Genomic DNA, 17,034 nt, shown 5'->3' with positions numbered 1-17,034 from the left:
CGACCGGCGCGGCCCGCATCTCCCCGTTCCCCCACGGCGCGGGCCGCGCCGCCCCGAGCGAGCACCACCCGGCGACCGAGGAGAGGGCATGTCCCCGCCCACGAACGACAACGAGCCCACCGGGCACCCCGCGGACACGGACGAGGGCGCTCCGCCGCGGCCCGGTCCGGCGCCCGCGGACGCCGGGCACGACGGCCCGGAACCTGACGGCCACGACGCCCCGGAGCCCGACGAGCGCGTCGCCGCGGTGCGCCGGCTCGGCGCCGCCGGGCACCGATGGCGGGCCGCCCGGCTCACCGCTTGTGCCGCTCTGCTGGCCGTCGCCCTCACCGGCGGGGCCATCGCGGCCGGGGCCGCGCGGGACGGGGCGCCCGCGGTCGCGGCGGCGGCGTCCGGCACCGTCTCCCCGGCCCTGCTGAACGGCGGGGACCTCGACGCGAGCGTCGCCGCCCTCCAGGCCGGTCTCCGGTCGCAACCGCGGGACGTCGGCGGCTGGGCCACCCTGGGACTGGCCTACGTGGAACAGGCGCGGACCAAGGGGGACCCGTCCCGCTACCCGCAGGCGGAGCAGGCGCTCGAGCACGCGCTCCGGCTGGCCCCGGACGACGACCGGGCCCTGGCCGGCCGGGCCGCGCTGGCCGCCGCCCGGCACGACTTCACGGGCGCCCTGACCTACGCGGACCGGGCCCTGGAACAGAACCCGTACAGCGAACGCGCCCTGTCCTCCCGGATCGACGCCCTGGTCGAACTGGGCCGGTACGACGAGGCGTCGAAGGCCGCCGACACCGCCGACACACGGCGTCCCGGGGTGCCGGTCTTCACGCGGTACGCCTACGTCCACGAACTGCGCGGAGAAACCGGTACCGCCCGGCGCGTCCTGGAGCGGGCGCTGTCGAGCGCGACCTCGCCCGGCGACGTGGCGTACGTCGCCTCCCAGCTCGGCCGGCTCGCCTGGAACCAGGGCGACTACCCGACCGCGCTGGCCTGTTACGGCCGCGCGCTGGCCGCCGACGACACCTACCTCCCCGCCCTGGAGGGCCGCGCCCGCGCGCAGGCCGCGCGCGGCGACCTGGCCGGCGCCGTCAAGGGCATGGAACGCGTCGTCTCCCGCTACCCGCTGCCCGGCCCCCTCGTCGCGCTCGGCGAGTTGTACGAGGCGCGTGGGGGGCGGGGCGACCGGGCGCGGGCCCATGAGCAGTACACCCTGGTCGACGCCTGGATCGCCCTCGCGCGGGCCAACGGCGTCGACGCCGATCTCGACACCGCGCTCGCCGCGGCCGACCACGGGAACAAGAGCGACGCGCTGCGCGCGGCCCGCGCCGAGTGGGCCCGCCGCCACACCGTGCACACGGCGGACGCCCTCGCCTGGGCCCTGCATGTCAGCGGCAAGGACCGGGAGGCGCTCCCTTACGCCCGCCGGGCCACGGCCGCCGGTTACCACGACGCGTCCTTCCTCTACCACCGCGGCACGATCGAGCTCGCCACCGGCCACCGCGAGGACGGCCGCGCCCTGCTCACGGCGGCCCTGAAGCTGAACCCCGGCTTCTCGCCCCTGGGCGCGACGCGGGCCCGCACGGCACTGGAGGCGGCGAAGTGAGACTCCGACGACCGCTCGCCGCTGCCGCCGCCGTGCTCACGGCGGCCTGCGCGCTCGTGCTCGTCCCCGCCGCGCACGCCGGGGCGCACCCCCTCGGCAACTTCACCGTCAACCGCTACGACGGGCTCGTGGCCGCTCCGGGCCGGCTGCGCGTCGACCACGTCGAGGACCTGGCGGAGATTCCGGCCACCCAGGCCCGGCCCGGCATCGAGCGGCTGGGCATGTCCGAGTGGGCCCGGCGGCGGTGCGCCTCGGCCGCCGGGGGCAGCAGGCTCACCGTCGACGGGCGCCCGGCCGTGCTGTCCGTCCGCGACAGCCACGCGCTCACGCGCCCCGGGCAGGCCGGGCTGAGCACCCTCCGCGTGGAGTGCCGGTTCACCGCCCCGCTGCCCGACGGCGACAGCGTGGTGCTGCGCTTCCGCGGCGCGGGCGCGTCCTCGGGTCCGGGCTGGCGGGAGATCACCGCCCGCGGCGACCGGATGACGCTCGCCGCCACGGACGTGCCGAAGGAGTCCGTCTCGCACGAACTCACCGGCTACCCCGGCGAGTTGCTCTCGTCCCCGGCCGACACAGCCACCGCGTCCCTGCGCGTGCGCCCCGGCGGCCCCGCTCTCACCGAGGAGCACCGGGCCGCCCCGGCCGCCTCCGTGCTGCCGCGCGGCGCCGACCGCTGGACCCGTGCCCTGGACGGCCTCGTCGCCCGCCACGACCTCACGCTCGGCTTCGCCGCCCTCGCCCTGGTCATCGCGATCGGACTGGGCGCGGCGCACGCCCTCGCCCCCGGTCACGGCAAGACGCTGATGGCCGCCGCGGCGGCCGCCCGCGGCGGCCGGGCCCGTCCGACGGACGTGCTGCCGCTGGCCGCCTCGGTGACGGTCACTCACACCCTGGGCGTGGTCGCCCTGGGGCTGCTCGTCACAGCGGGCTCGGCGGCCGCGCCCTCGGTGATCGCGTGGCTGGGCACGGTCAGCGGTGTCCTGGTCGTCCTCGCGGGCGCGAGCCTCGCGCGACGCGCCTGGCGCCACCGCGTGCGCGGGCACACCCACCACCCACACCACGACCACCGTCACGGCGGACACGCGCACGCCGTGGAGCACACCCACGGTGGGCTCACCCACACCCATCCCGCCGGCCCCACCCTGCGCGGCACGATCCTGCTGGGATTCGCCGGGGGGCTCGTGCCCAGTCCCTCCGCGGTGGTGGTCCTGGTCGGCGCGGCGGCGCTCGGGAAGGCCTGGTTCGGACTGCTGCTCGTCGTCGCGTACGGCGCGGGACTCGCGCTCACCCTGACCGCCGCCGGGTTCGCCGTCGTCAGGCTGGGCGGCGCGGCGGCCCGGGTGATGCGCGGAAGCCCCCAGTGGGCCACCCACCCGGTGCCGGCCCTGGTGCGCCGCGCCCTGCCCTTCGCCTCCGCACTGGTCGTGGTGGCCCTGGGCGCCGGATTGCTGTTCAGGGGGGCGGCATCCGCGCTGGGCTGAGCTACTTTTGTGAGGAATTCACGCGAGATGCCGTGGGGGGCGCCCGTGTCCGACGAACCGGGCCGTGAACGTGTGATCGCAGGCCGCTACCGCCTGCTGTCCCCGCTCGGCGAGGGCGGCATGGGGACCGTGTGGCGGGCCCGCGACGAGGTGCTGCGCCGCGAGGTCGCCGTCAAGGAGGTGCGGGCGCCCGCCGGACTGCCGGGCCCGGACGTCGAGCGGATGTACGCCCGCCTGGAACGGGAGGCGTGGGCCGCGGCCCGGGTCGCGCACAGCAACGTGGTGACGGTGTACGACGTGGCGATGGAGGGCGGCCGGCCGTGGATCGTCATGGAGCTGATCCGCGGCCTGTCCCTGGCGGACCTGTTGGAGGCGGAGGGGCCGCTGCCCGCGCGGCGCGCCGCGCACATCGGTGCCGAGGTGCTGGCCGCGCTGCGCTCCGCGCACGAGGCCGGGGTACTGCATCGGGACGTGAAGCCGGGCAACGTGCTGATGGCGAACGACGGCCGGGTGGTGCTCACCGACTTCGGCATCGCCATGGTGGAGGGCAGTTCCGCGCTGACCATGACCGGCGAGGTGATCGGTTCGCCCGAATTCCTCGCTCCGGAGCGGGCGCTCGGGCGCACGCCCGGTCCCGAGTCCGACCTGTGGTCCCTCGGCGTGCTGCTGTACGCGGCCGTCGAGGGCAGCTCTCCGTTCCGGCAGGACACTCCGCTCAGCACCCTGCGCGCGGTCGTCGACGACGAACTGCCGCCGCCCCGCCGGGCCGGGCCGCTCGCGCCCGTCATCGAGGGCCTGCTGCGCAAGGATCCCGCCGAGCGGCTGCCGGCCGGCCTGGCCGAGCGGGACCTGCGGCTCGTCGCGGCCGGCGACGCGCCGCGCACCGGCACGGCGCCCGTGTCGTCGTACGCGCCGACGATCACGGACCGGCGCCAAAACCCTTCGGCGACACCGCCGCTGCCTGTCCCGGAACCGTTCACGGAGCCACGCACTCCGTCCGGCCCGCCACGGCGCGACCGCCGTGCCGCCGCCGTTCTCGTCGCGGGGCTGGTCGCCGTGGCTCTCGCGCTCGCGGGGCTGACGTACGCGCTGCTCGGCCGCGACCACGGCGGCGGAGGCGACGACGCGGGCGCGCCCGGCGGCAGCCGGGCGGCGAGCAGCCCGAGTTCCCCGTCCCCCTCAGGCGCCGGCGGCTCGCGCACCGGCGGCTCGCGCACCGGCGCTCCCCCGCCCGCCCCGGACAGCACCCCGGCCGGCGGCACACCCGCCCAGACCGTGCACGTCACACTGACCGGTACGCACACCTCGTACTCCGGGACGTGCCCGCCGCCGACCGGCCATGCGCCCGCTTTCACGGCGGAGTTCACGGTGGGGCGGCTGCCCGCGCAGGTGACGTACCGGTGGGTGACGGCGAAGGGGTCGGTCTCCGACCCGGGGTGGAAGACGCTGTCGTTCCCGGCGGGCGGGGGACGGACCAGGCAGGACCGGTTGATCGTGACGACGTACTCCAAGAGCGGGACGGTGGAGAACGCGATCAGCGTGGAGGTGCGCGCTCCGGTGCGTACGACGTCCGACTCGGTGCCGTTCTCGGTGAGCTGCTCGCCGACGGAGACCCCGACGGACGGGGCCTCCGCTTCGCCTTCGGCGTCGCCGTGACGGCTCAGGCCGCGGCGGTGAGCACCGGCAGATAGCCGCCGGACTGGCCGGAGGCCTTCGGGTGGTACGACTCGCCGAGGTTGAACCAGCTGACGCTGTGCAGCCAGGAGCTGCCGGAGCAGATCTCGTGGCCGCTGAAGGTGGTGCGGACGTCGCCGAAGGTGAAGCCGTGGTTCGCGGCGGCCTTGGCGATGGCGGTGTCGAGGTGGTCGGCGGCGTCGTCGATGGCGGAGCGCTTGGTCTCGGAGAGGCCGAGGCAGAACTGTCCGAGCAGGTAGAAGCGGGGGTAGCCGAGCACGACCACGTGGGCGTTCGGCGCCTTGCCGCGGATCACGGAGTAGAGGTTGTCGAGCTTGCCGGGCAGCGTCGTGTCGACGTACGCCTCGGCGGTGGCGATGCGGGACAGACAGCCGCTGTCGGACTGGAGCACACAGGTCGTCATGACGTCGGCGAACCCGGCGTCGTTGCCTCCGATGGTGATCGAGACGAGGGACGTGGCGGAGTCGAGGGGGCCGAGCTGGTTCGCCAGGACATCGTCCGTCCGGGCGCCCGAGCAGGCGGTGAAGGCGAACGACGAGGGTGAGTGGGCGGCGTTCCAGAGGTAGGGGTACGCCTTCGTGCTGCGGTCGCAGTCGCCGCTGGAGCCGATGTAGCTGCCGGCCCCCACTCCGGAGGAGTAGGAGTCGCCGAGGGCCACGTACCCGCCGCTGACGGCCTGTTCGGACGCCTGCGCGGAGGCCGCCCCGGTGAGGGCCAGGCCGACGGTCAGGAGGAGGGAGCCGACGTATGCGGCAATTCGGGAACGTCTCATGGAACCTCCCTTTAGCAGGATCTCTGCACCATCTGTCGTAGCAGCTACGCGTGTTGACTGGAAGTGTCCATGCCAAGAACGTTTGCGATCCTCAACCAGTGCCGCGACGGGGGGAGATCGAATACTGACGGCTTGTCAGCCGAACGGGTGAGGTCAGATCCGGTGAAGGCTGGTTCAAAGTCGGACAAGAACCCGTATGCGGGGCTTGCGCGTCTTGACGGCCCCCTGAAGGCTGCGCGACATTGAAGCCCGGCATCCGGCGCTTCGGGGGGCAAAGTCGCCAATGCAGACCATCCGTATCAAGACAGCTTCAACAGATGCTTCGAGAGGCGGTGCCGAGCGGGCGCGGTCAGGGCCGGGGAGGGACCTGTCGCCGCTGCTCGCGGGCGCCGCGACGGCCGTCGCGGGGGCCGGCGCGCTGCTCTCGCTCACCGAGTCGGGCTCTCCGCTGCGGGGTCCGCTGACGCTCCTCTTCCTGCTCGCGGCGCCCGCCGCCGCCATCGCGGCCTGGCTGCGCGGGCTGGATCCCTTCGGCCGCACGCTCGCCGCACTGGCGGGCGCGGTCGTCCTCGACATGGTGGTGGCCCAGGGAATGCTGGCCGTGCACCGGTGGTCGGTCCACGGGGGCGTCGTGGCCGTCACCGTGTTCAGCTCCCTCGTTCTCCTGCTGGTGTCCGTACGGCGCTCGCGCGGCCGTACGGCGAGAAGACAGGGCTCCTGACGTGGACATCAGCGTGTACCGCCCCGGCGAGCTGAGCGAGGCCGACCGGGCGGCCTGGACGGCGATGCAGTCCAAGGCCCACCTGCACGGCTCGGAGGAGCTGGCGAACCCTTTCCTCTCGCCCGAGTTCGCGCTCGCGGTCGGCAGGTGCAGACGCGGGGTGCGGATCGCGGTGATACGCGAGGACGGGGAGCCGGCCGCGTTCTTCCCGTTCCACAGATCCCCCCTCGGCGTCGGCCGGGCCATCGGGCTCGGCGTCTCCGACTGCCAGGGTCTGGTGCACCGCCCCGGCTTCGCCTGGGACGCCCGCGAGCTGCTGCGGGCCTGCGGGCTCGCCGTGTGGGAGTTCGACCATCTGGTGGCGGGCCAGCGCCCGTTCGAGGCGGCCGCCTCGGCCACCTTCCCGTCCCCGGTCATGGACGTCGACCAGGGATACGACGCCTATCTGCGCGAACTGCGCGCACGGTCGCCCAAGTTCACCCGCACCACGCTCGCCAAGGAGCGCAGGCTCGGCCGTGACGCGGGAGAGGTGACCTACGTCCACGACGAGCGCGACCCGGCCGTGCTGCGGACACTGATGGCCTGGAAGTCCGCGCAGTACCGGCGGACCGGGCGCAGCGACCGCTTCGCGCACGAGTGGATCACCGCTCTCGTCACCCGCCTGTTCCACACCCGCTCCGAGCCGTTCGCCGGGATCCTGTCCGTGCTCTACGCGGACGGCCGGCCGATCGCCGCGCATCTCGGGCTGCGCACCGAGCGTGTGCTGGCGTGCTGGTTCCCGGCCTACGACCCGGCGCACGCCAAGTACTCCCCCGGGCTGATCCTGCATCTGCGCATGGCCGAGGCCGCCGCGGCCGACGGCATCGCCTATCTCGATCTCGGCCGGGGCCAGAAGGAATACAAGGATTCCCTCAAGACACGAGAACTCGCCGTGTCGGAGGGATGGGTGACCAGGCGTCACCCGGTCGCGGCCGGACACCGGGCACGCCGCGCCCCGATCAGGGCGTTGCGCAACGCGGTGCAGTCCCGGCCGGAACTGTTCGAACCGGCGGACAGAATTCTCAAACAGATGGGAAAAATCCGTTCCAAGCGGTGAATACCCGCTACGTATCCGTGTAACGGAAAACCGACAAAAACGTGAGGTTCCTATCCGAACCTTGCCATACTGGTTCCATCATCAATACCGTCGTACATCTCACCCGCATCGGTGACGTCCGCACTCGGTTCCAGGGGAGGGCTTTGAACCGGGACGTCGCGGAGCGGGGCGCGGTAGGGGGGTGCCGTGCCCGGTGACCTCGACAATCACCGGGCCGTGCCGCGCGACCGGCTGCCGTTCTTCGGCAGTCCGGCAGCTTTGCCAGCTCACCCGGCGTGCACGGAGATCTGATCTCCGTCGTGCCCCGCGTGAGAGCCCCCCTTTCGAACCGGACACACAGCCGGACCGCCCGGGGGCGGGCGGTCCCGCCGGACGAGAGGGACTTGACTGATGAGCTCCGTTCTCCACCCGCCGTCCTCGGACCGAGATCCGTTCGTGGACGCCCAGTACCGGCCGATCTCCTCTCACCTGGCCATCGCGCCACCGGTGAGCGTGGTGATTCCCGCCATGAACGAGGCGGAGAATCTGCCCTACGTCTTCAAGACACTTCCGGACTGGATACACGAAGTCGTTCTCGTCGACGGCAATTCCACCGACAAGACCGTCGACGTCGCCCGTGAACTCCGGCCGAACGTCAAGGTCGTCCCGCAGCGGGGAAGGGGCAAGGGCGACGCCCTGATCACCGGATTCGAGGCGTGCAGCGGCGACATCATCGTGATGGTCGACGCGGACGGCTCGGCCGACGGCGGCGAGATCGTCTCCTACGTCTCCGCACTGGTCTCGGGCGCCGACTTCGCCAAGGGCTCGCGGTTCGCCAACGGCGGCGGCACCGACGACATGACCTTCATCCGCAAGCTCGGCAACCGGGTGCTGTGCGCGGTGGTCAACCGCAAGTTCGGCGCCCGCTACACCGACCTGTGCTACGGGTACAACGCGTTCTGGCGTCACTGCCTGGACAAGATCGAGCTGGACTGCACCGGCTTCGAGGTCGAGACGCTGATGAACATCAGAGTGGTCAAGGCCGGACTGAAGGTGCAGGAGATCCCCAGCCACGAGTACCTGCGCATCCACGGCACCAGCAATCTACGGGCCGTGCGGGACGGGCTGCGGGTGCTGAGGGTGATCCTGAAGGAACGCTCCAACCGGCGTGAGCTGCGCCGCCAGGAACGCCACTCCCCGCTGCTCGCCTCCTACCCGGGAGAGGTGTCTTGAGCGGTCCCGGCGTCTCCGTCGTGATCTGCGTCTACACCGAGGACCGCTGGCAGGACATCCTCGCGGCGGTCTCCTCGGTGCGGGCGCAGTCCCGCCCGGCCCTGGAGACGCTGCTGGTCGTCGACCACAACCCGGCGCTGCTGGAGCGTCTGGCCGGGGAGTACAAGGAGGCCGGGGACGTGCGGGTGCTGCCCAACGCGGGCCCGCGCGGCCTGTCCGCCGGCCGCAACACCGGCATCGCCGCCTCCCGTGGCGAGGTCGTCGCCTTCCTCGACGACGATGCCGTGGCCGAACGCGACTGGCTGCGCCGCTTCGCCGAGGGGTACGCGGACCCGCGGGTGATGGCGGTGGGCGGCCGGACGATGCCGGTCTGGGCCTCGGGCCGGCGGCCCGCCTGGTTCCCGGAGGAGTTCGACTGGGTGGTGGGCTGCACCTACCGGGGCCTGCCGCCGGGCCGGGTCCGGGTGCGCAACGTCCTCGGCGGCAACGCCTCCTTCCGGCGTACGGCGTTCGACGCGGCCGGCGGCTTCGCCACCGGCATCGGCCGCGACGGCGACAGACGTCCGCTGGGCTGCGAGGAGACGGAGCTGTGCATCCGGCTGACCCGGGCCCGGCCGGACGCGATCCTGCTGATCGACGACCGCGCGGTCATCCACCACCGGGTGCCCGGCGTCCGTGAGCGCTTCCGCTACTTCCGCGCCCGCACCTACGCCGAGGGTCTGTCCAAGGCGCTGGTGGCACGCAGCGTCGGCGCGGACAAGGGGCTGGAGTCCGAGCGCCGCTACACCACCCGGGTGCTGCCCTCCGGGGTGGCCCGCGGGCTGCGCGACGCGCTGCTGGCCCGGCCGGGCGGCGCGGGCCGGGCCGCCGCGATCGTCGCCGGGGTGCTCGCGGCCGCGGGCGGCTACGCCGTCGGCAGCGTCCGGGCGCGCCGGGGCGGCGCCCGCTTCCGGGTCGTGGAGATCGAGGACCGCCAGGGCGCGACGAAGGGGGGAGGAGCCGTATGAACACACCCGTGCCGGTGCTCATGTACCACGCGGTCGCCCGGGAACCGAACGCGGCCACACGGGGTCTGTCCGTGTCACCCGAGGCGTTCGCGGAGCACCTGAAGGTGCTGGAGGACCTGGGGCGCCGCCCGGTCAGCACCGCGGAACTGGCGGCCCACTGGCGGGCGCCGGGCGCCACGCCGCTGCCGCCGGACCCGGTGCTGATCACATTCGACGACGGCTACGAGGGCGTGCACCGGCACGCCCTGCCGGCGCTGGCCCAGCACGGCTTCACGGCCACGTTGTTCGTCTCCACCGGCTGGATCCGGGGCGCGCACGACACGGGCGGCGGCCTGGACGCGATGCTCGACTGGGACCAGGTGCGCGAACTGGCGGCCGGCGGCGTCGAGATCGGCGGACACAGCCACACCCACCCGCAGCTCGACCAGCTCGACGACGACACGCTGTGGTCGGAGCTGATCCGCTGCAAGGAGATCGTCGCCGGGGAACTGGGCGCCGTACCCGCCTCGTTCGCCTACCCCTACGGCTACTCCAGCCGCCGGGTGCGGGCGCGGGTGCGGGCGGCCGGGTACGCGCAGGCGCTCGCCGTCGGCAACGGTCTGGCCCGCCGCACCCAGGGCCCGTACGCCCTGCAACGCCTCACCGTGCGCCGCTCCACCACCACCGAGGAGTTCGAGCGGCTCGTCCAGGGCCGGGCCATCGCCCGGAACTTCGCCAGGGACCGCGCCCTCACCAAGGGCTACGCCATGGTCCGCAGAGCCCGACAGGTCCGCCGGAAGGCCATCCGTACCCGTGTCTGACACGACGACCACCACCGGGGCATCGGCCACCGAACCTCAGGCGCCCGAGCGACCGCGGCGCCGGCTGCGGCTGCGGCTGCCCGGACGCGGCCGGGCCGGCGGCGGCAGCCAGCTGTTCCGCAACGCCTACGCGCTCATGCTCAACACCGGGATCTCCGCGGTGCTGGGCCTCGGCTTCTGGCTGGTCGCCGCCCGCCACTACGCCGAATCCGCCGTGGGCCAGGGCTCGGCCGCGATCGCCGCCATGAAGTTCCTCGCCGGGCTCACCGCGGTGACGCTCACCGGTGCCCTGGCCCGCTTCATCCCGGTCTCCGGCCGCGCCACCGGACGGCTGATCGCCCGTACGTACGCGGGCAGTTCGCTGATCGTGGCGGGCGCGGCGGCGGTCTTCCTGCTCACGCTGGACACCTGGGGGCCGTCGTACCGCTTCCTGCACGGGGCGGTCAACGGGCTGGGTTTCGTCCTGGTCGTGATGGCCTGGAACCTGCTCACCCTCCAGGACGGGGTGCTGACCGGGCTGCGCAGCGCACCCTGGGTGCCGGTCGGCAACACCGTGTTCTCGGCGGTGAAGCTGGCCCTGCTGGTGGGGCTGGCCGCCGCGATCCCCACGACCGGGGTGTTCGTCTCCTGGGGCCTGGCGATCTCCACCTCGATCGTGCCGCTGGGCTGGCTGGTGTTCCGGCGGCTGGTGCCCCGGCATGTGACGGCCACCGAGGAGCACGCCCGGCCGCCGTCGGCGGGGGAACTCGGGCGGTTCCTCGCGGGCGACTACACCGGCTCGCTGTTCTCCCTGACCGTGGTCTACCTGGTACCGGTGATCATCGCCTCGCAGGTCAGCTCCGAGGACAACGCCTACTTCTACATCACCACCACCATCGGCGGCACGGTCAACCTGCTCGCCATCAACATGGGCGCCTCGCTGACCGTGGAGGGCTCCCACGACCCGGCGCGGCTGGCCGCCAACACCCGGGCGGCGCTCAAGCGGATGGCCCGGATCATGGTGCCGATCTGCGGTCTGCTGTTCCTGCTGGCGCCGCAGATCCTGCACGTCTTCGGCGACGGCTACGCCCAGGCCGCCACCCCGCTGCTGCGCTGGTTCGCGGTGGGCGCGCTGCTGCGGGTCGTGATGGAGACGTACTTCGCGGTGCTGCGCGCGCAGAGCCGCACCGCCGGACTGGCCTGGCTGCAGGGCCTGCTGTGCGTGCTGGTGCTGGGGCTGACACTGCTGCTGCTCCCCCGGATGGGGCTGACCGGTGCGGGTGTCGCGGAGATCTCCAGCCTGGCCGTGATCGTCGCGATCGCCTCACCCAGGCTGGTGCGGACCGTCCGGGCCGCACCGGCCGCCGCCGTCCCCCAGGACGCGGCACCCGACGGAGACCTCGCCGACCTGGGGGCGGGCGAGGTCCCCGCCCGGACCGCACCCCTGCGGCGGCCGGCGTGGGCGACGGAGCCGGACACCCTCGCCCTGGGCCTCCACGTCGACTTCGACCACGTGGAGCGCCGGCCGGACATACGTCCCGGACCGGGCACCCCGCCCGCGGGCACCGCCCTGCCGGGAGCCGACGGGCCGGTGGAATGGACGCTCGGGCTGCTGCGGCAGGACCCTCCCGGGCTGCCCGTCGAGGGCCGGGAGCCCGGCTCGGAGACCTCCCCGGGGCCGGCCGACCGGGTGGTGGACGCGCCGTTCGCGGCCGAGGAACGGGCGGTGCCGCCGGACGCGCCGGCATCGGCCGCCGTGCCGGAGGAGGAGGCCGACGCGGCGTCGGCCTCCGCAGCGGCGCCGGCGGCGGATGCGCCGCCGCGCTCCTGGCGGGAGCGCCTGACACCCACCCGGCCCGGAGTCGTCCTCGCCTCTCTGCTGACCGCCGCGCTGCTGCTGTACTGGGTGCCCGCGCTGCGTCTCGACGACGCCGCCCTCGACCGGATGGGCGGGCTCGGCCTGATCTCGGTGCTGCCGCCGCCGACGCTGGTCGGCGCGGCCCTGCTGGTCACGGTGTTCGCCGCGCTGCTCCGGCTGCGCCGCGAGCACCGGGCGCTGCTGCTGCTCACCCTGCTCGCCACCGTGGTGTCCCTGCACGCGCTGCCCGCGGTGATCGAGACCGAGCCGCGGTTCGCGACGGCCTGGCAGCACCTGGGGTTCATCGACTACATCGACCGCACCGGGGCGGCCGTACCGGACCTGGACGCGCGCTGGAGCTGGCCGGGTTTCTTCGCGGTGGCCGCGTTCGTCGCGCGGGCCTGCGGGCTGAGCGACTTCACCGAGGTGATCCGCTGGTGGCCGCTGACCGTCCAGCTCCTGTACCTGGCTCCGATGTTCCTGCTGACCCGCTCGCTGCGGGCGAGCTGGCGGGCCAGGTGGACCGGCGTGTGGATCTTCGTGCTCGGCGGCTGGGTGGGTCAGGACTACTTCTCCCCTCAAGGCTTCACCTACCTGCTGTACCTGGCCTTCGTGGCGATCCTGCTGGTCTGGTTCCGGGCGCCGCGCGTGCTGTGGGCCCAGGCACGCCCCGGCGAGGCGGAGGTCGAGCCGGCCGGCCGGCGGCAGCGGGCCGTGCTGCTCCTGGTGGTGATCGGCCTGTTCGCCGCGAGCGTCCCGGCCCACCAGCTCACGCCGTTCGTGATGCTGGGTGTGCTGGCCGTGCTGGTCCTGGTCGGCCGGTCCGAACTGCGCGGGCTGCCCGTGCTGTTCGCGGTGCTGGTGATGTTCTGGCTGGGCTTCATGGCCGAGCCGTACTGGTCGGGGCACTTCGACGAGCTGTTCGGCGGGGTCGGCGGGGTCGGCAGCAATGTGTCGACGTCCGTCTCCGGCCGCATCCAGGGCGGCGACCCCACGCACAAACTGGTGCTGTACACACGGGTGCTGCTGGCCGGATCGGTCATGATGTTCGCCTGCTGGGGCTGGTGGCGGCGGCGCCGGCACCAGTACCGGGAGCGCTCGCTGCCGGTCCTGACCTTCGTGCCGTTCCTGGGCTTCGGCATGCAGTCCTACGGCGGCGAGATGGCGCTGCGCGTCTTCATGTTCGCGCTGCCCGGGGCCGCTCTGCTGGCCGCCCTCGCGCTGTTCCCGCGCGCCGGGGTCACCGCCCAGGAACGCGAGCGGGACCGGGTGAGCCTCGCACCGGTCGCCGCGCTGCTGGCCGGGCTGCTGCTCATGGGCGGCTTCCTGGTGGCCCGCTGGGGCAACGAGCCGTTCGAGCGGATCCGGCCGGGCGAGGTCGCGGCCATGGACTACGTCTACGCCCACGACCGGCCGACCGTACGGCTGCTGTGGCTGAGCAACGACCCGGCCACCAACGTCACTCCGGCCATGCCGTGGGGCGCGCGGGACATGGAGCGCGTCAACTACGTGCCGACCCTGGCGCCGGCCGACCCGGTGCTGGTGTCCGGCCTGGTCAAGGCGCTCAAGGACGCGGGCCCCCACTCGTATCTGATGATCAACGGGAGTCAGGTCACCTATCTGCAGATGGACGTCGGCTACCCGGCCACCTGGCCCTCCCGGCTGGTCGAGAACCTGGACGGCCGGCGGGAGCTGAAGAAGGTCCTCACCAACGCGGACGCGACCCTGTACACGCTGCGCGAGCAGCCCGCGGGGGCGGTGCCGACACCCGATCCGGGGCCGATCGGGCCGAGGGTGACCTGGACACCGTGGTCGGTGGTCGGCGGACTGGCCGCGCTCGCCCTGGTCCTGATGCTCACCGCCCGGGAGATCGTCCGGGTCGCGATCCGGCCGAGCGTGCGCCGGCTGCGGTGGCTCCAGGGCAGCTTCTGGTTCTCCCTGCCGCTGCTGGCGGTGCTGCTCGCCTCGCTGGTGCAGCGGTTCATGACGATGGGGAGGGGCTGAGCGGAGGCGGCGCGGTCGCCGGTGACGTGGCTCGGGCGGTCTACCGTCCGAGCCACTTCACTTCGTACGCCGCCATGTCGAACCGCCTGCCGTCGATCCGCGCGCTGATCGGCCGGTCCAGGGTGTTGACCACCAGGACGGTCGTCGCGCTCGCCAGGACCTCGACGTTGGGCACGTCGTCCGGGGCGATCGACACCGTCCGGTAGGAGGTGCCGGGCGGGAAGGCCCGGCCGAAGCGGGAGAGCAGGTCGTACATGGGCAGCGCCCGGCCGCCGGCGGCGCTGTCGGTGGGCGTCCACAGGCAGCCGGGGCAGTCGGTGCCCTCCTCCTCCTCCTCGGGGTTCCAGTAGAAGCCGGAGGAGGCCCCGCCCTTGACCATGGCGATCAGCCCGGCGGCGTGGACGGCGACCCGGTGCGCCTCGGACCAGCCCTTGCGGTCGTCGTTGCCGTCGGCGGGCTCGACGTAGTACTCGGCCCACCACAGCGGCAGTCCACGGGTCCGCTGCCGCACCCACCGGCCGACCGCCGTCAGCTTGTCGGTCGCCGCGAACTCGTTCGGCAGCAGTTCGTCGTCCTTGGTGTAGCTGGAACCGTCCACCACCACGAAGTCGGCGCCCGCCTTGTGGGTGTTCCAGTAGTCGAAGGCGTCCAGGACCCGCTGGTCCATGGCTCCCCACGGGCCGCGCAGGGCGGTGGAGGCGTTGTCCTTCTGCCGTGGGTCGACGCTGTCCATGACGAGGTACGGGCCGCCCACCATGATCGTGGGATCGACCTTCTTGAGCGCCCGGTAGACCAGGTTGTACAGCTGGGTGTAGCCCTCGTAGTCCCAGCGGGCCCGGGCGTTGTTCCAGAAGCCCTTGAACTCGTTCCAGACCAGGAAGTGGCGTACGTCCGGGTAGCGCCTGGCGACGGTCGCGGCGAGCGCGGCGTAGTCCTTGAAGTGGTCGGGCGTCGGGGCGGTCTCCAGGGCGGACTGGCTCCAGTCGGTGTTGCCGACACCGGCCCTGCCGCCCTTCATCCAGTCGGGGGCGCAGCACAGCGTGATCACCGGGACGCCGCCGGACCTGCGCATGAAGTCGACACGGCGGTCCAGGGCAGCGAAGTCGTAACGTCCCCTGACCGGCTCGGGGTTGTCGGCGCCCCAGCCCATGATGGCCTGGTTCTGCGGTGCTCCGCCGCTCCTCGACAGCAGGTCCGCGACGCGGTCCGTGGCGGCGGCGCTGCCCTCGTCCGCGCTGAACTGGGTGTGGGTGAACCCCCAGCCGACGTACGGCTCGTCCGCGTCCCGGGGGGTCGCGGGCGTGCCGTGCACCTTGGCGCCGTCCGGTGTGGTGCCCTCGCTGCTCGCGCCGCCACCGGGCAACGCGTTGACCAGGACCACCACCAGGGCCACGACGGCCGCCCCCACACCGAGCAACGCGGTGAGCCGCCACCGCCCCGCCCCCGAATACCACCCATGACGTCCCATCAAGGACAACAGTACGGGCGGAATTCGACCCTCCGTGAGGGTTTGCACAGGCTCGCCCGACGACCGGGGGAACTTCCCTGCCGAGGACCGGGAGCGGGAGTCCGGACGACAGGACCCGGCCGGGCCCGGCGGGCAGCGCCGACACGTGCGGCGCGCGCCGGAAACGGGGTGCGTCCGGCGGTCCGGTGACGGATCATGGCGGCATGTCTGCGAACCCACACGACGCTCTGCCGATCCGGCTCAACGTCGACGACTCCGACTCGCCGTCCGACGTCGTCGACGCGCTGTTCCTCGGCCGCTTCGCGACGGGCGAGCAGCCGTACTCGCACGCGGCGAACATCGACCGGGTGCGCTCGGGCGCCACCCTGCTGCCCGACGACGCCCGGGTGCTGCGGGTGGCCCGGGACGACGACCGCAGCGCGACCCTCGCGGAGGGCGACGGCTGGACCCTGCTGGTCTCCCGCTGGAACCGCGGCGCCGACGTCACGGTCACGGCGACCAGCGCCGATCTGGCCAAGAAGGTCCTCGACCAGGCCACGGACGGCGCGGCGGACGAGCCTGAGCCGCAGCCGGAGAACGTGACGATGGGCTTCTGGTACGTCTCGCCGCGGCGCGGCCCGTACCGCACCACACGGCAGATCTCGGCGGGCACCTGGGACGAGGTCCGGGCCAACTACACGGCGCCGGTCGCGAACGCCATGGAGCGTCTGATGAAGACGACCCCGCAGGACATCGCCGGCCGGCTGCTCCTGCTGCACGGCCCGCCGGGCACCGGCAAGACCTCCGCGCTGCGCACGCTGGCCCGCTCCTGGCGCGACTGGTGCCAGGTGGACTGCGTCCTGGACCCCGAGCGCCTCTTCTCCGACGTCGGGTACCTGATGGACATCGCCATCGGCGAGGACGACTCGGCGGGCAAGGGCCGCTGGCGGCTGCTGCTGCTGGAGGACTGCGACGAACTGATCCGCGGCGAGGCCAAGCACACGGCCGGCCAGGCCCTTTCCCGGCTGCTGAACCTCACCGACGGGCTGCTCGGCCAGGGCCGCAACGTGCTGGTGGGCGTGACGACGAACGAGGACCTGGAGCGTCTGCACCCGGCGGTGGTCCGCCCGGGCCGCTGCCTGGCCCGCATCGAGGTCGGGAAGCTGACCCGGCGGGAGGCGGTGGACTGGCTCGGCGCCGAGGAGGGCGTCGGCCGCGAGGGCGCCACCCTGGCGGAGCTGTACGCGCTGCGCCGGGGGACGTCTCCCACGGCCCTTCCGGAGCCGCGCGAAGGAGCGGACGCGGGGCTGTACCTGTAGCCGGACGCGGGGCGGTACGTGTCGCCGGGAGCGGGGCGGTACGTGCCGC

Annotated in this window: 12 protein-coding genes; 10 read left to right on the top strand and 2 right to left on the bottom strand. The window is 73.4% G+C overall.

The window, feature by feature from the left end; all coding sequences use genetic code 11:
• Positions 1-88: 88 nt before the first annotated feature.
• The 3 genes from ACWDUZ_RS25280 to ACWDUZ_RS25270 are packed head-to-tail and all read left to right on the top strand — an operon-like array spanning position 89 to position 4,731.
• Positions 89-1,597, top strand: coding sequence for a tetratricopeptide repeat protein (locus tag ACWDUZ_RS25280; protein WP_451634088.1), 1,509 nt, complete (start codon positions 89-91; stop codon positions 1,595-1,597).
• Positions 1,594-3,075 carry a nickel transporter gene (locus tag ACWDUZ_RS25275; RefSeq protein ID WP_451634087.1) on the top strand — a complete coding sequence of 494 codons (1,482 nt, stop codon included), beginning with the start codon at positions 1,594-1,596 and terminating at the stop codon, positions 3,073-3,075. Before ACWDUZ_RS25280 ends, ACWDUZ_RS25275 begins: the two co-directional genes overlap by 4 nt.
• 27 nt (positions 3,076-3,102) lie before the next feature.
• Positions 3,103-4,731, top strand: a complete 1,629-nt coding sequence (locus ACWDUZ_RS25270) for a protein kinase domain-containing protein (RefSeq protein ID WP_451634086.1) — start codon at positions 3,103-3,105, stop codon at positions 4,729-4,731.
• A 4-nt stretch (positions 4,732-4,735) separates the two neighbouring features.
• Here ACWDUZ_RS25270 and ACWDUZ_RS25265 read toward each other — a convergent pair whose 3' ends face one another.
• On the bottom strand, positions 4,736-5,542 hold the full coding sequence (locus ACWDUZ_RS25265; RefSeq protein WP_451634085.1) for an SGNH/GDSL hydrolase family protein: 807 nt from the start codon (positions 5,540-5,542) through the stop codon (positions 4,736-4,738).
• 283 nt (positions 5,543-5,825) lie between these two features.
• On the opposite strand from ACWDUZ_RS25265, the gene ACWDUZ_RS25260 reads away from it, so the two are divergent.
• The 6 genes from ACWDUZ_RS25260 (at position 5,826) to ACWDUZ_RS25235 (ending at position 14,219) form a co-directional block, all read left to right on the top strand.
• Complete coding sequence (locus tag ACWDUZ_RS25260; RefSeq protein WP_451634084.1) at positions 5,826-6,263, top strand: hypothetical protein; 438 nt, start codon at positions 5,826-5,828, stop codon at positions 6,261-6,263.
• 1 nt (position 6,264) lies between these two features.
• The gene (locus ACWDUZ_RS25255) at positions 6,265-7,359 is read left to right on the top strand and encodes a GNAT family N-acetyltransferase (RefSeq protein ID WP_451634083.1); all 1,095 of its coding nucleotides are present in this window, start codon (positions 6,265-6,267) and stop codon (positions 7,357-7,359) included.
• Positions 7,360-7,749: 390 nt separating this feature from the next.
• Positions 7,750-8,571: a glycosyltransferase family 2 protein gene (locus tag ACWDUZ_RS25250; RefSeq protein ID WP_451634082.1), complete on the top strand. Its 822-nt coding sequence runs from the start codon at positions 7,750-7,752 to the stop codon at positions 8,569-8,571.
• Positions 8,568-9,578 (top strand): glycosyltransferase family 2 protein, encoded by a 1,011-nt coding sequence (locus ACWDUZ_RS25245; RefSeq protein ID WP_451634081.1) that lies wholly within the window; start codon positions 8,568-8,570, stop codon positions 9,576-9,578. The genes ACWDUZ_RS25250 and ACWDUZ_RS25245 overlap by 4 nt, the downstream gene beginning before the upstream one ends.
• Complete coding sequence (locus ACWDUZ_RS25240) at positions 9,575-10,378, top strand: polysaccharide deacetylase family protein (protein WP_451634080.1); 804 nt, start codon at positions 9,575-9,577, stop codon at positions 10,376-10,378. The genes ACWDUZ_RS25245 and ACWDUZ_RS25240 overlap by 4 nt, the downstream gene beginning before the upstream one ends.
• Positions 10,371-14,219, top strand: coding sequence for a lipopolysaccharide biosynthesis protein (locus ACWDUZ_RS25235; RefSeq protein ID WP_451634079.1), 3,849 nt, complete (start codon positions 10,371-10,373; stop codon positions 14,217-14,219). Before ACWDUZ_RS25240 ends, ACWDUZ_RS25235 begins: the two co-directional genes overlap by 8 nt.
• Before the next feature lie 40 nt (positions 14,220-14,259).
• On the opposite strand, the gene ACWDUZ_RS25230 is transcribed toward ACWDUZ_RS25235, so the two are convergent.
• Positions 14,260-15,687 carry a GH39 family glycosyl hydrolase gene (locus ACWDUZ_RS25230; protein WP_451634078.1) on the bottom strand — a complete coding sequence of 476 codons (1,428 nt, stop codon included), beginning with the start codon at positions 15,685-15,687 and terminating at the stop codon, positions 14,260-14,262.
• Positions 15,688-15,890: 203 nt separating this feature from the next.
• Here ACWDUZ_RS25230 and ACWDUZ_RS25225 point away from each other — a divergent pair, with 203 nt between their 5' ends.
• The gene (locus ACWDUZ_RS25225; RefSeq protein ID WP_451634077.1) at positions 15,891-16,985 is read left to right on the top strand and encodes a DUF5925 domain-containing protein; all 1,095 of its coding nucleotides are present in this window, start codon (positions 15,891-15,893) and stop codon (positions 16,983-16,985) included.
• Positions 16,986-17,034 lie beyond the last annotated feature (49 nt).

The organism is Streptomyces sp. NPDC003393 (assembly GCF_053589015.1).
The sequence above is the reverse complement of the archived record's forward strand: the minus strand, read 5'-3'. Positions and strand labels throughout refer to the sequence as shown.